Consider the following 14802-nt stretch of genomic DNA (forward strand, 5'->3'; position numbering starts at 1 on the left):
TGTTATTGCGCAGCCTGGATGCGCCAGATTCCAAACGGTTGTGATGGATCAAGACGCGTGTGCTGATACTTGCCGTACCAGGTCCAGCGGTGTCCGGTCATCAGGTCTTCACCCGACGTCGCCGCGTCATCCGGCAGGCCCATTTCCCACAGCGGCAGCTCGAAATCTGCTTCCTGTGCGTTGAAGGGGTCAAGGTTGACGGCAATCAGAATGAAGTTGCTGCCATCCGCCGAACGCTTGCCGAAGTACAGAATGTTGTCATTCCACGCGTTATACAGTTTCAAGCCCAAGTGCGTTTGCAGCGCGGGGTTCTGCCTGCGAATGCGGTTGAGCTGGGCGATCTCGGCAATGATGTTGCCCGGTGCGGCATAGTCCCGAACGCGAATCTCGTACTTTTCCGAGTCCAGATACTCTTCCTTGCCGGGAATCGGTGCCGCTTCACACAACTCAAACCCCGAATACATGCCCCACAGCCCGGAGCCCATGGTGGCCAGCGCTGCACGGATCAGAAATCCAGGACGGCCAGACTCGTGCAGGAAGCGCGGGTTGATATCAGGTGTGTTGACGAAAAAGTTCGGGCGATAGCAGTCACGCCAAGGCACTTCGTTGAGCTGGGTGAAATACTCGGACAGCTCTGCCTTGGTGTTGCGCCAGGTGAAATACGTGTAACTCTGGCTGTAACCGACCTTGCCCAGCCGCGCCATCATGGCAGGCTTGGTGAACGCTTCGGCAAGGAACATGACCTCAGGATGCTGATTGCGCACCTCGCCGATCATCCACTGCCAGAAAGGCAGCGGCTTGGTGTGCGGATTATCGACGCGGAAAATCTTCACGCCTTCATTCACCCAGCCCAGAACGATGTCACGCAATTCCAGCCACAGACCAGGAATGGCATCAGGCGCGTAGAAATCGACGTTGACGATGTCCTGATACTTCTTCGGCGGGTTTTCCGCATAGCGGATCGTGCCGTCCGGACGCCATGAGAACCAGCCCGGATGCTGCTTGAGCCAAGGGTGGTCCTGCGAACATTGAATGGCGAAGTCCAGTGCGATTTCCAGCCCGTGATCGGCTGCAGCCTTCACCAGGTTACGGAAGTCTTCACGGCTGCCCAACTGCGGGTGAATGGCTTCATGACCGCCATCCTCGCTGCCAATTGCGTACGGGCTGCCCGGATCATCCGGCCCTGCGGTAAGAGAGTTGTTCGGTCCCTTGCGATGGGCACGGCCGATCGGGTGAATCGGCGGAAAGTACAATACGTCGAAACCCATGTCGCGGATGATCGGCAAACGCGAATGGACATCGTTGAAGGTGCCGTGGCGCGCAGGGTCATCAGTGATCGAGCGAGGAAACAGCTCGTACCAGCTGGCGAACTGCGCCAGCTCACGCTCGACATCCAGCGGAAATTCAACGCTACGACTCAGGAAGGCCTGATTATCAGCCAGCTTCATCAGGTTTGCGGTTTCACTGTGCAACAGCAACGCGACTTTCTCGTCTTTATCGCCCTGCTCCAGCTGACCTAGCAGGCTTTCAATCTGCTGGCGCTGATCGTGCTGGCTGCGCTCAGCGGCATGCACCAGATGAATGCGCCCCTCTTCCAGTTCCAGGTCGACAGGCACACCAGCGCCGAACTTCTTGTCCAGTTCGTAACGATAGCTGCCGAACTGATCGATCCAGGCTTCAAGGCGAAACACATAGCGACTGACCGAAGTCGGGGTGAACTCACCGACCCAGCTGTCATTGCCCAGTTCGTGCATTGGCGCGCTATGCCAGGTGTCCTCATCGGCAGCACGCCAGCGAATATTGACCGCCATTTTGTCGTGCCCGTCGGCGTAGACCTTGCTGGTCACGGTGACCGGTTGCCCGATGATCGCCTTGGCCGCAAACAGGCCACCGTCGATCACTGGCAGCGTGTCTTCGATCACGATGCGGGGCAATTGCAGCGCCTGGGTCAGTGACAAGGGTTGGGTTGGGTGCGGTACATCGGTGGCCAGGGAATCCGGACCATATGGCTGTTCACTCATCGAGCATCACTCCTCACGCCCCAGGGACGCTCCTGTGCATTCCATGCAATGGAAAAATTGACGGTATGGCAGCGGACAATCGCGAAATGCAGAAGACTCGTCGAATTCAGCTGCCTAGGTTCCGAGCGGTCAACGAAGGTAAAGTTCAAAGGTTTTGAGGTTGTCAGGTGGGCGCATTGAACATGAGCCAAAGGCAGGGCAGAACAATCGGGCAAGGGTGATCCGGTTAAAATCAATTGAATCATCAATCAAGCCGGGGGGTCGTAAAAAGGGTCAACAAGGAGGCTGCAACCATGACTCTACCCAATCCAGTAGAAGTACCTGATCCAAACATCGACGACCCCGTTCTGCCCGAGCCAGTACCCGAGCAGGAGCCCCCCCCTCACCGCCTCTACCCGATCAAACACCGGTAGGCGACCCGCCCGCCAATGCGCCACCTGTAACGGTGTGACGAGTCAGTAAGCGGTATCTGAAGGCGCTTGCCAGACCATGCACGCCTTCAGCGCCCGCCCGCCAGATCGATGAACGTTCCTGTGGCATACGACGTATTGTCCGACAGCAGCCAGAGAATGGCCTCGGCCACTTCCTCCGCCGTCCCCCCACGGCCCATGGGCAGTGCGCCCTCGAGTTTGCTGACGCGGAACGGATCGCCGCTCAGGGCATGAAAGTCGGTGAAGATGAACCCCAGCCGCACCGCGTTGACGCGAATGTTCTCCCCGGCCACTTCCCTGGAAAGCCCGATGGTGAACGTGTCCAGCGCGCCTTTCGAAGCGGCGTAATCCACATATTCGCCCGCCGAGCCCAGGCGGGCCGCGAGCGAGGATACGTTGACGATACTGCCACCGTGCCCGCCGTGACTCGGCAGCATGCGTAACAAGGCATGTTTGCTGCACAGCATCGGTCCGACCACGTTGGTCATCATCATTTTGAGCATTCGGAATTCGGACATGTCCTCAACTCTTGAAGCCTGAGCGAGCGTGCCTGCATTGTTGACCAGATGGGTAACGCGGCCGAGTTCCGAATCGACCCTGGAGAACAGGCGCATGATCTCGTCTTCGTTGCTGACGTCCGCCTGCAAGGTGATCGCCTGAGCACCCAGGGCCCTGACCTGCCCTGCCGTCTTTTCGGCTGCGGCATGGTCAGACAGATAATTGATACAGATCCGATAGCCCTGTACAGCGGCCAGACGCGCAGTGGCTGCGCCGATTCCGCGCGAGCCACCGGTAATAATGAGGACTTTTTCCATGATTTTTCTCAGAAGCCAGCATCAAGGCGCAGCTAACACCCGCAGGTTAGCCAGACGTTTCTGATCGTGCCAGCCTTTGCCGTCCAGCGCCATCCATGCGCTTCAGAAAGCCGGTTGCCCAACATCGGGCACGTCGACTGCCGCTTTCGCCTCGGCGGCGCGAATTTCGTCGAGAAATTGCTCCGCCGGCAAAGGATAACCGAGCAGGAAGCCTTGCAGGGAGTGACATCCCAAGTGCGTCAGGAAGCGCTTCTGAACCGCTGTTTCTACGCCTTCGGCGACGATCCGCAGGTTCAACGCCTGCCCTACCGCAACGATGGCCGACACGATGGCGGCATCGTCGGTGTCATGCTCAAGGTCACGCACGAAACCTCGATCAATCTTGATTTCATTGGCAGGCAGGCGCTTCAGGTACATCAGGCTGGAGTAACCGGTGCCAAAATCGTCAATCGATAGATCCACGCCCATTTCCGACAGCCTTTGCAACACCGCCAGGCTGGCATCGGCGTCATGCATGGCCGTAGTCTCGGTGATTTCCAGGGTCAGGCAGTTGGCCGGGAGCTGATGTCTGGCCAGGGTATCCGCCACCGCAGTGACCAGCCCGGCATGACAGAACTGCAACGCTGACAGGTTCACCGCAATGCGCCAGTGCGCGTAGCCCTGGGTGTACCACTCACGCATCTGTCGGCAAGCCTCATCCAGTACCCACTCGCCGATCTGAATGATCAGGCCGGTTTTCTCTGCCATGGCGATGAACTGATCGGGGCCCATAACGCCTTGTTCCGGATGGTTCCAGCGTAATAGCGCTTCTGCGCCCAGGGGCAGTCCGGTCAAAGCGTCGAACTTGGGCTGGTAATAGATACAGAACTGCCTGTGCTTGATCGCCTTACGCAAGTCCTGAGACATCTGCAGCTGATTGCGTGCGTTGCTGTTCATCGAGGCATCGAAAAAGCTGTAGCCGTTCTTGCCGGTCGCTTTGGTGTGATACATGGCGGCATCGGCGTTGATCAGAAGTTCGTGCTGGGTATTGCCATTGCCCGGGTACATGCAGATGCCGATGCTCAGCGAGATCTGCAATTGATGCTCGCCGATGGTAAACGGATTGCCTATTTCATTGACCTGACGCGTTGCGACAGCCAACGCATCCTGCGGGTCATGCAGTTCGACCAGCAGCACGAATTCATCACCACCGATCCTTGCCAGCGTGTCGTGCCGGTGCAGGTTGTTACGAAGACGCAAAGCGACCTGCCGCAACAGCAAGTCCCCGGTATGGTGGCCGAATGCGTCATTCACCGGTTTGAAACCATCCAGGTCCATGAACATCAACGCAAAGCAGCCGCCGCTTTCGCTGACTTTCTTCATCGCCTGCTCGATGCGATCCGTCAACAACACACGGTTCGGCAGCCCGGTGAGGTTGTCATGCAGAGCCAGGTGGGTAAGCTCCTGATTGGCTTCAGTCAGGGAATTGGCCAGGACAGCGGTACGTGTCTCGAGGTGGGAGTCGAGAATACAACTGAACAGCGCGATACCCAGTATCGAAAGACTGGCGACCAGAACAATCCTGTCCAGTCCATTGCTGCTCAATCCATCGGGCAACGCACCACAAAAGCTGCCATCGGCAAAGGTGGCCGCCGCCATGCCGGTGTAATGCATACCGATGATGGCCGTTCCCAGCAGAATTGCCGCTACCGCACGCATCAGGTATATCCTGGGCCTTTGCTGGCGAAGACGAAACGCTATCCATAACGCCGCCGCAGAGGCGGCAATGCTGATCGCCAGGGAAAGCGCAAACAACCAGGGCGTGTATTCGATGCCGGGTTGCATGCGCATTGCCGCCATGCCGGTGTAATGCGTGGCGCTGATGCCAAGCCCCAGCAACAACCCACCCAGGCCAATCTGCGCGGCGGATAATAGCGGTCGGGCGGCCAGCCACAGCGCGAAACCGGAAGACAGTATTGCGATCAGCAAGGACAACAGTGCCAACGGCACATCATAGCCAACGTCGATAGGCAGGACGAATGCCAGCATACCGATGAAGTGCGTCGACCAACTGCCAACGCCCATTGCGAAAGCACCTCCCGCAATCCATACATAAACGGCGCGGCCCCTGGCCGAAATAATACGGCCAACCAGATGGAGAGCAGTGTACGCAGCAACAATTGCGACGAGAACGGAGACCACGACGAGCGACGGGGTGTAGCTGCCAATCAACATAAACGCACCTGGAGCCCAATGAGCGCGTCCATGCCGATACTGCGGGGGATGATTGTACGCAATAGCTGCCAAATGTCGCGGTATCTGGTCGAAAAGATGGCAACCAGCTATTGATTTTTCATTTATCACGAACAGTTCAAGAAAAACCGCCTTTGCTCCGTGAAGCACTCACTCCCTGAGGGTCAAACCTGTTTCGGCATTCCAGCCGCCACCCAATGCGGCAATCAACTGAACGCTGGCAATCAAGCGACTTTGCAGAACGTTCAGCACACTGCGTTCATTGCTCAAAGCAGTGGCCTGTACGTTGACGACGTCAAGATAACCGATCAGCCCGGCCTTGTACTGGTTGTTGGTCAGGCGCAACGAGTCGCGAGCCGATACCAGCGCTTCCTGGCGCACGGCGGCCTCCTGCTCGTAGACTTTGAGTTGAACGAGGTAATTTTCGACTTCCTGAAAACCATTCAGCACGGTCTGCCGGTACTGGGCGACAGTCTGGTCGTACACGGCCTCGGTACGATCAACTTCCGCCGTCCGCCTGCCACCGTCGAACAACGTCAACGCCAGTTGCGGCCCTACCGACCAGAAGCGGTTGGGCAGGCTGATCCAGTTGGCGAACGTACTGCTGCTGTAACCGCCGCTCATGCTCAGCGTGAAGTCTGGGTAGTAAGCGGCCTTGGCGACGCCGATGTTGGCATTGGCGGCCATGACCGAGCGTTCGGCCGCGGCAATGTCCGGTCGGCGTTCAAGCAACTGTGACGGCAGCCCTGGCGGGATCTGCGGCAATTGCGGAATCGAAGTGCTGGCCGGCAGATTGAAGTCAGCGGGCGCCATCCCCATCAGCACGGCAATGGCGTTCTCGAATTGTGCACGCTGCCAGGCCAGATCGATCAGGTCGGCCTGAGTACTTTTCAACTGTGTCAGCGCCTGGGCGACAGCGTCACTTCCTGAAATACCGGCGCGGTATTGATTCTGGGTGAGGGTCAGGGAGCGCTGATAGGTGTCCACAGTGGATTCCAGCAGGCGTTTCTGTTCGTCAATGACCCGCAATTGCAGATAATTCTGCACCAGCTCCGATTGCAGGCTGAGGCGCATCGCTGACAGGTCCGCAAGACTTGCCTGCGCACTGGCGGTGTCAGCCTCCAGCCCACGGCGCAACTTGCCCCACACATCGGCTTCCCAACTGACGCCCAGTTGAGCGTTGTAACTGTTGCGAATTCCCGAGGCGCCGGTATTCGTACCGGTATTGGATGTGCCTGTGCCCTGCCCCGAGCGGGTCTTGCCGGTGGTCAGATCCAGTGTCGGCAGAAATGCGCCTCTGGAGCTACGCACCAGTGCTTGTGCCTGCCGGTACTGCGCATCGTACTGGGCGACGGTCTGGTTGGAGGTGTTGAGCCGTTCGACCAGCGAGTTCAGTTGCGGATCCCTGTACACCTCCCACCATGCACCTTTGGCCATCGCGTCACCGGGTGTGGCTGCACGCCAGCCTTCGGCGGCCTTGAACTGCGCAGGCGCGGCCATCGACGGTGCCTGGTAATCAGGACCGACAGCACAAGCGCTGAGCAGCACAACGCAGAGCCCCAGCGCGAGTGGACGAATCAGCCCTGTCGGGCGGGATATAAAGGCCAGGCGTTCGGTCATAGCGGGGTTTCCAGAGCAGCATCGGTACGCACGCCACGCCATTTATTGTAACGGTGGCGCAGACGGTCGAGATAAAGGTAAACCACCGGGGTGGTGTAGAGAGTCAGGACCTGGCTGAAGATCAGTCCACCAATAATGGTCAGGCCCAGCGGTTTGCGCATTTCAGCGCCTTCCGCAGTACTCAGCAGCAACGGCAATGCACCCAGAATGGCGGCCATTGTGGTCATCAGAATGGGTCGTAGGCGTTGCAGACAAGCGCTGCGGATCGACTCTTGTGACGTCATTCCCTGATCACGCTCAAGGTGCAGGGCCAGGTCGATCATCATGATTGCGTTTTTCTTCACCACGCCAATCAGCAGGAACAGCCCTAACAGGGAGATCAGGCTGAATTCGCTGCCCAACACGTAGATCGTCAGCAATGCGCCCACACCGGCCGATGGCAGCGTCGAGAGGATCGTCAATGGATGGATGTAGCTTTCATAAAGAATCCCCAGCACCAGATACACCGCCAGCAACGCACCGAGAATCATCCAGGGCTGGCTTTTCTGGGTCGAGGCGAAGGCGTTGGCGGTCCCGGCCATCTTGGAAATGATGTCGGACGGCAGTCCGATGGCGGCAATTGCGCGCTCGATAGCCACCGTCGCCTTGTCGAGGCTGGCACCTTCGGCCAGATCAAAGGAAATGTTTTCGGCAGCGAACTGACCGTCATGCGAAACCCGATCATTCGCCAGACTGCGCTCGTAATGAGCAATGCTCGACAGCGGCACGCGCTGCCCGTCGGCAGTAATCACCTGAACCTGCTCCAGCGTCGCCGGGTCCTGAGCGTATTTGGGATTGACCTCCATCACCACCTTGTACTGGTTGAGGCTGTCATAAATCGTTGAGACCTGACGCTGGCTGTAGGCGTTGTTGAGCACCGCCGTGACCATGTTCATATCGATGCCCAGCCGTTTGGCCGTATCACGATTGACCACCAGGGTCACTTGCTGCGCCCCGCGCCCTTCCCTGGCGTCGATAGCCGTCAGCTCCGGAATCGATTTGAGCGCCGCAACGATCTTCGGATACCACAGCCGCAGGCTGCTCAGGTCTGCACTTTGCACAATGTACTGATACTGCGAACTGGTCTGCTCGCGACCACCCCCCAGTTGCAGGTCCTGATCAGGCGCCAGGAATAGTCTGCCACCGGGCACATGCGGCATGTTCTTGCGCAGGCGCTCGACCACTTTTTCGGCAGACAGCTTGCGCTCGGCAATCGGCTTGAGGCGTACGATCATGAAGGCGTTATTGGTGCCACCGCTACCGCCGATAAAACCGGCAACGCTCTCCACCGCAGGGTCTGCCAGAATCGAACGGCGAAAGATTTCCATTTTCGGCTGCATGACCGAGAACGAAAGACCGTCGTCACCGCGTACAAAACCCATCAGTTGCCCGGTGTCCTGCTGTGGCAGAAAGGTCTTGGGCACCACCACATACAGCGCGACATTCACCACAACGGTAATCAGCAGGCTGAGCAGTGTCAGCCTGCGATGCCGCATGACCCAGCCGAGCGAGCGGTCATAGCCGGCGACCATGCGGTCGTTGACCCGCTCGCTCCAGCGCTGAAAGGCATTGTCCTTGCCCGAATCGTGGGGTTTGAGCCAGCGCGCGCACAACATCGGCGTCAGGGTCAGGGATACGATCAGCGAGACGACGATCGACACCGACAAGGTAATGGAAAACTCGCGAAACAGACTTTCGACCAGCCCACCCATGAACAGAATGGAAATGAACACCGCCACCAGCGAGACGTTCATCGACAGCAAGGTGAAACCCACCTCTTTGGCCCCCAGAAAGGCCGCTTTCATGGGGTCGAGACCGTTGTGAATGTGCCGGGAAATGTTTTCCAGCACCACGATTGCATCGTCCACCACCAGCCCGGTGGCGAGGATCAAAGCCATCAACGACAGATTGTTCAGGGAAAAACCTAACAGGTGCATGATCGCAAAGGTGCCTACCAGCGATACCGGAACCGCCAGAGTGGGGATCAGCGATGCGCGAAAGCTGCCGAGAAACAGAAATACCACCATCACCACCAGAACCACGGCAATCAGCAGGGTCATCTCTGCCTCGTGCAGCGTCGCCTTGATCACCGGCGAGCGGTCCATCGCGACATTGAGGCTCACGCTGGCGGGCAGCACGGCCCGCAGGGCTGGCAATTGCGCCTTGATCTGCGCCACGGTTTCAATGATGTTGGCGCCCGCCTGCCGGTTGACGACCAGTAACACCGCCCGGTCATTGTTATAAAACCCGCTGTTGTAGCGATCTTCCACGGCATCGCTGACTTTCGCGACGTCCTTGAGGCGCAAGGTCGCCCCGTCCTTGTAGCGAATGATCAGCGGCGCATAGTCCTTGGCGGTTTCCAGCTGGTCGTTGGCCTGCACCTGCCAGTTATGCAGGTCATCCTCCACAAAACCCTTTGGACGCCGTACGTTCGCACCGGTTATCGCGGTACGCACGTCGTCAAGCGATACGCCGTACTGGGAGAGCATCTGTGGCTCCAGCTCGATACGCACCGCTGGCAGCGAGCTGCCGCCGATCTGCACTTCGCCGACCCCGGAAACCTGCGACAGGCTCTGTGACAGGATGGTGGATGCCAGGTCGTAAAGCTGACCTTTTTCCAGCACCGTCGACGTCATCGACAACACCATGATCGGCGCCTGGGACGGATTGACCTTCTTGTAGGTCGGCATGCTGCGCATACCGCTGGGCAGCAGGTTGCGCGAAGCATTGATTGCCGCCTGCACTTCCCGCGCCGCTCCATTGATGTCGCGATTGAGATCGAACTGCAGAATGATCCGTGTCGTGCCCTGACTTGAATTGCTGGTCATGGTATTGACCCCGGCAATACTGCCCAGCGAACGCTCCAGCGGAGTGGCCACAGTGGAGGCCATCACCTCGGGGCTGGCACCCGCCAGACTGGCTGACACCACAATTACCGGGAAGTCCATGTTCGGCAACGGCGCGACCGGCAACAAACGAAAGCTGACCGCGCCCAGCAGCAGGATCGCCAGGCTCAGCAGTACGGTCGCAACAGGTCGACGGATAAACGGCGCTGACAGGTTCATGCGTCAGCCCGTTCCAGTCGGTCCGGGTCGGCAGGCCTGCGACTCCAGCGACGGCCAAGCCGGTCGAAATACAGATAGATGACCGGCGTGGTAAACAGCGTCAGTACCTGGCTGACCAGCAGACCGCCGACCATCACCAACCCCAGTGGCTGGCGCAACTCTGCGCCGGAGCCGCTGGCAAGCATCAACGGAATGGCGCCGAACAATGCTGCCAGGGTGGTCATGAGAATCGGCCGGAAACGCAGCAGCGCCGCTTCGTAGATCGCCGTTTCCGGTGCAACACCCCGGTTGCGCTCTGCGTCGAGCGCGAAGTCGATCATCATGATCGCGTTCTTCTTGACGATGCCGATCAGCAAAATGATACCGATGATCGCGATCATCCCCAGGTCATTGCCGCTGATCAGCAAGGCCAGCAAGGCACCCACTGCTGCCGACGGCAGTGTCGAGAGGATGGTGATCGGGTGGATATAGCTCTCGTAGAGCACGCCCAGCACGATGTACATGGTCACTACAGCCGCCAGAATCAGCAGCAACGTGCTCGACAACGATGCCTGAAATGCCTCGGCAGCGCCCTGAAACTGGGTCTGCACACCAATCGGCATGCCGATGTCCTGCTCAACCTGTTCGATGACCTGCACGGCCTTGCCCAATGCAACGCCGGGCGCAAGGTTGAACGACATCATCACTGCGGGAAACTGCCCGAGGTGAGCGATGGCCAACTGTGCCTGACGCTGCTCGACGCGTGCCAGGCTCGACAGTTTTACCTGTGCGCCATCGGTGCTCTTGACGTGGATCTGCTCAAGTGCGGCAGGGCCGAGCTCACTGCCCGACGCGGCTTGCAGCACCACGCGGTACTGGCTGGCCTGGGTATAGATGGTGGAAATCTGTCGCTGACCGAATGCGTCGTACAGCGCATCGGTAATATTCGCAACGGTGACCCCTACCCGACTGGCCACATCACGATCGATGTTCAGATATACCTGTAGGCCCTTGTCCTGCAGGTCGCTGGCCACATCCGTCAACTCGGACCGTTTGCCGAGCGCCTCGACCAGCCTTTCGCTCCACAGCGTCAGCAGCTCGGCGTCGGGCGATGACATGCTGAACTGATACTGAGTACGACTGACCCGGTCTTCAATGGTCAGGTCCTGCACCGGCTGCATGAACAGACGAATGTCCGAAAGCTTGTCTACCTCTGGCTGCAGGCGCTGGATCACCTCGGATGCGGTGAGGTCACGCTCTGAGTGGGGCTTGAGGTTGATCAGCAGACGCCCGCTGTTGAGCGTTGCGTTATCACCGTCAACACCAATGTAGGAGGACAGACTGACCACCGCAGGGTCCTTGAGAATGATGTCAGCCAGCGCCTGCTGACGCTGGCTCATGGCAGCAAAGGAGACCGACTGTGGCGCTTCCGAAATACCCTGGATCACGCCGGTGTCCTGCACCGGAAAAAAGCCCTTGGGCACAACGATGTACAGCAGCACAGTCAGTGCCAGAGTGGCCAATGCCGCCAACAGGGTCAATGGTTGATGCCTGAGCACCCAGCGCAACCCGCCCGCGTAGATATCGATCAGCCAGTCGATCCAGGCACCGCTGGCACGATAGAAACGGCTCTGCTCTTCTTCCTTTGGCTCGCGCTTGAGCAACCGCGCGCACATCATGGGCGTCAGGGTCAGCGATACCACCAGCGATATCAGGATGGCGACTGCCAGAGTGATCGCGAACTCGCGAAACAGCCGCCCGACCACATCAGCCATGAACAACAGCGGGATCAGTACTGCAATCAGCGACAGGGTCAGGGAAATCAGGGTGAAACCGATCTGTTTCGCGCCCTTCAGGGCGGCCTGCAGAGGTGTTTCGCCCTCCTCGATATGCCGGGAGATGTTTTCCAGCATCACGATGGCGTCATCGACAACGAAACCGGTCGCGATGGTCATGGCCATCAGCGTGAGGTTGTTGACCGAGAAGCCCGCCAGGTACATGACGCTGAAGGTGCCTACCAGTGACAGCGGGACGGCGATAGAGGGAATGATCGTCGCGCTGAAACGACGCAGGAACAGGAAGGTTACCAGCACCACCAGGATAATCGCGATCAACAGTTCGTGCTGAACATCGGCTACCGACGCGCGAATCGTCTGTGTGCGGTCCGTCAGGACCACGACGTCGAGGCCGGCCGGAAGGTTCTCGGTGATTGATGGCAGCAGTGCCTTGATCCGGTCGACCACCTCGATCACGTTGGTGCCCGGCTGGCGCTGAATGTTCAGCAGCACTGCCTGACTCCGATTGGCCCAGGCCGCCAGGCGTTCGTTTTCCGCACCATCGACGATTTCGGCCACATCCTTCAGGCGCAGGGGGGCGCCATCCTTATAGGCCAGAATCAGGTTGGCGTACTCCTCGGGAGACTTCAGCTGATCGTTGGCATCCAGCATCGAAACCCGGGTTGGCCCATCGAAATTGCCCTTGGGCTGATTGACGTTGGACGCGCCGATCAGGGTCCGCACATCAGACAGGTTCAGGCTGTTGGCGGCCAGCGCCTCCGGATTGACCTTGATCCGCACAGCCTGACGCTGCCCGCCGGCAATGCTGACCATGCCGACGCCGCTGATCTGCGAGATTTTCTGCGCCATGCGTGTATCGACCAGATCATTGAGCTTGGGCAGCAGCATGGTTTTCGAGGTAATCGCCAGGGTCAGAACCGGCGTGTCTGCCGGGTTGACCTTGTTATAGACCGGCGGTGCCGGAAGATCGGTAGGCAGAAGGTTGGTGGCCGCGTTGATCGCCGCCTGCACCTGCTGCTCAGCCACATCCATGTTGATTTCGAGGCTAAAACGCAAGGTAATGACCGACGCGCCGCCCGAGCTGGTCGAGGCCATCTGGATCAAACCGGGCATCTGCCCGAATTGACGCTCAAGAGGCGCAGTGACGGAGCTGATCATGACCTGCGGACTGGCGCCGGGATACAGCGTCATCACACGAATGGTCGGATAGTCGACCTGAGGCAGCGCCGACACCGGCAGCAGTGTGTAAGCAATCAGACCCGCCAGGACGATTGCCAGCATACTCAGCGTGGTGGCAACCGGACGCAGGATGAACAGGCGCGACATGTTCATACGTTTGGTTTTTCCACCTTGCCGAGTGCTGCCGACTTGTCTGTCTTGCTGTCAGGCTTGCCCTGCAGCTTCTGAACCGGACCCGCCGGTACATCCTTGCTGTCGTTGACGACCTCGACTTCAGCGCCGTCGCGCAGACGGTCGGTGCCTTCGAGCACGACCCGTTCTCCGGCTGCCAGACCTTCGGTAATCACCGTCGATGTCTCGTCGCTCGGGCCGGTCTTCAACAATTTGAGTTTGACCTTCTTGTCACCGTCCAGGACATAGACAAAGGTCCCGTCAGTGCCGAACTGCACGGCAGCCGTTGGCACCAGTGTCACCTGTTTCAACGTATCGGCGCGCAGACGCACATTGACGAACTGGTTGGGGAACAGGATCTCGTCACCGTTATCGAAACGGGCCTTGAACTTCAGTGTGCCGGTCGTCACATCGATCTGGTTATCGAGGCTGGCGAGTACACCGGAAGCCTGCATTTTCGTATCGCCCCGGTCCCAGGCTTCGACGGGCAGCTTGTCGCCGGTGCGGTAGCGGGAAATGACTTTCGACAGGTCTTTTTCCGGGAGCGTGAAGGCGACCGAAATGGGCTGGGTCTGGGTAATTACCACCAGCGCGGTGGTGTCGTTGGCGGCAACCAGGTTGCCGACGTCCAGCTGTTTGAGGCCGACACGACCTGCAATAGGCGCACGAATGCGTGTGAAGTCCAGGCTCAGCTTCGCATCAGCCACGACCGCCTGATTGGTCTTGATCGTGCCCTTGTACTGATTGACCAGCGACTCGGCAGTGTCGAGGGTCTGTTTGGCGATGCTGTCCTCGGCAAAAAGCCCACGGTAACGCTGTACGTCGAGCTGAGCATTCTTGAGCAGCGCCTGATTGGTTGCCAGCGTACCTTCGGCCTGCTGCAACGCCACCTGATAACTGCGCGGATCGATTTCCGCCAGCAGGTCACCCGCCTTGACCATCTGCCCTTCCTGGAAATAAAGCTTGACCAGCTCTCCCGCCACCCGGCTGCGCACATTGATGGTGTTCATCGCCGTTACCGTGCCAAGCGCCTTGTAGTAGATCGGGAAATCGCCTTCGGTTGCCGGGGCGACCCGCACCGGGACAGCGACAGCCGATGCACCGAAGCCAGGACGCGCCACGCCACCTGCGCCATGCTTCTTGCTCTCGGCCCCTTTGCCGGGAGTGGAGGCAGGCCATAACCACCAGCACAGGGCAACAATGGCCAACAGGATCAACAAACTGATCAACCAGCGACGGGATTTACGAGAGCCAGACGATTGCATGAATAAATCAACCATTACAGGTGGGGGCTTCTTCAGAAGGCTGAACAATAAGCACAGATGCGTTACAAGCAAAGCGCCTTTACCAAGCGCTTACTTTCGATAAACGTATGACGCACAAACAAAAAAACGGCCTGAGCGGATTCAGGCCGTCGAAGTGTTGCGGAAAGTTACTTAAGGAGACGCTGAACA

At 58.7% G+C, this 14802-nt stretch carries 7 protein-coding genes; all 7 read right to left on the reverse strand.

The window, feature by feature from the left end:
* Window positions 1–2 precede the first annotated feature (2 nt).
* The 7 genes from ALO64_RS03100 to ALO64_RS03130 all read right to left on the reverse strand — a co-directional run bounded on the left by ALO64_RS03100 (window position 3) and on the right by ALO64_RS03130 (window position 14628).
* Window positions 3–2021, reverse strand: coding sequence for an alpha-1,4-glucan--maltose-1-phosphate maltosyltransferase (locus ALO64_RS03100; RefSeq protein WP_044344594.1), 2019 nt, complete (start codon window positions 2019–2021; stop codon window positions 3–5).
* 499 nt (window positions 2022–2520) lie between these two features.
* A complete protein-coding gene (locus ALO64_RS03105; RefSeq protein ID WP_044344595.1) occupies window positions 2521–3267 on the reverse strand; it encodes an SDR family oxidoreductase in 747 nt (248 codons plus the stop codon).
* A gap of 102 nt (window positions 3268–3369) precedes the next feature.
* Window positions 3370–5481, reverse strand: a complete 2112-nt coding sequence (locus ALO64_RS03110) for a putative bifunctional diguanylate cyclase/phosphodiesterase (RefSeq protein WP_044344596.1) — start codon at window positions 5479–5481, stop codon at window positions 3370–3372.
* A 168-nt stretch (window positions 5482–5649) separates the two neighbouring features.
* Window positions 5650–7119, reverse strand: a complete 1470-nt coding sequence (locus ALO64_RS03115; protein WP_044318539.1) for an efflux transporter outer membrane subunit — start codon at window positions 7117–7119, stop codon at window positions 5650–5652.
* Entirely contained in the window at window positions 7116–10223 is a 3108-nt protein-coding gene (locus ALO64_RS03120) for an efflux RND transporter permease subunit (protein ID WP_044344597.1), read from the reverse strand. The genes ALO64_RS03115 and ALO64_RS03120 overlap by 4 nt, the downstream gene beginning before the upstream one ends.
* The gene (locus tag ALO64_RS03125; protein ID WP_054991658.1) at window positions 10220–13330 is read right to left on the reverse strand and encodes an MdtB/MuxB family multidrug efflux RND transporter permease subunit; all 3111 of its coding nucleotides are present in this window, start codon (window positions 13328–13330) and stop codon (window positions 10220–10222) included. The genes ALO64_RS03120 and ALO64_RS03125 overlap by 4 nt, the downstream gene beginning before the upstream one ends.
* Window positions 13327–14628 (reverse strand): MdtA/MuxA family multidrug efflux RND transporter periplasmic adaptor subunit, encoded by a 1302-nt coding sequence (locus tag ALO64_RS03130; protein WP_044344599.1) that lies wholly within the window; start codon window positions 14626–14628, stop codon window positions 13327–13329. Before ALO64_RS03130 ends, ALO64_RS03125 begins: the two co-directional genes overlap by 4 nt.
* Window positions 14629–14802 lie beyond the last annotated feature (174 nt).

The sequence above is a fragment of the Pseudomonas meliae genome (genome assembly GCF_001400515.1).
In the GTDB taxonomy this organism is placed as follows: domain Bacteria; phylum Pseudomonadota; class Gammaproteobacteria; order Pseudomonadales; family Pseudomonadaceae; genus Aquipseudomonas; species Aquipseudomonas amygdali.

Excerpts from the sequence above, each read along its gene's own strand:
- ALO64_RS03100 (WP_044344594.1), bottom strand. The coding sequence starts at position 2,021 with ATGAGTGAACAGCCATATGGTCCGGATTCCCTGGCCACCGATGTACCG.
- ALO64_RS03105 (WP_044344595.1), bottom strand. The coding sequence starts at position 3,267 with ATGGAAAAAGTCCTCATTATTACCGGTGGCTCGCGCGGAATCGGCGCA.
- ALO64_RS03110 (WP_044344596.1), bottom strand. The coding sequence starts at position 5,481 with ATGTTGATTGGCAGCTACACCCCGTCGCTCGTCGTGGTCTCCGTTCTC.
- ALO64_RS03115 (WP_044318539.1), bottom strand. The coding sequence starts at position 7,119 with ATGACCGAACGCCTGGCCTTTATATCCCGCCCGACAGGGCTGATTCGT.
- ALO64_RS03120 (WP_044344597.1), bottom strand. The coding sequence starts at position 10,223 with ATGAACCTGTCAGCGCCGTTTATCCGTCGACCTGTTGCGACCGTACTG.
- ALO64_RS03125 (WP_054991658.1), bottom strand. The coding sequence starts at position 13,330 with ATGAACATGTCGCGCCTGTTCATCCTGCGTCCGGTTGCCACCACGCTG.
- ALO64_RS03130 (WP_044344599.1), bottom strand. The coding sequence starts at position 14,628 with ATGGTTGATTTATTCATGCAATCGTCTGGCTCTCGTAAATCCCGTCGC.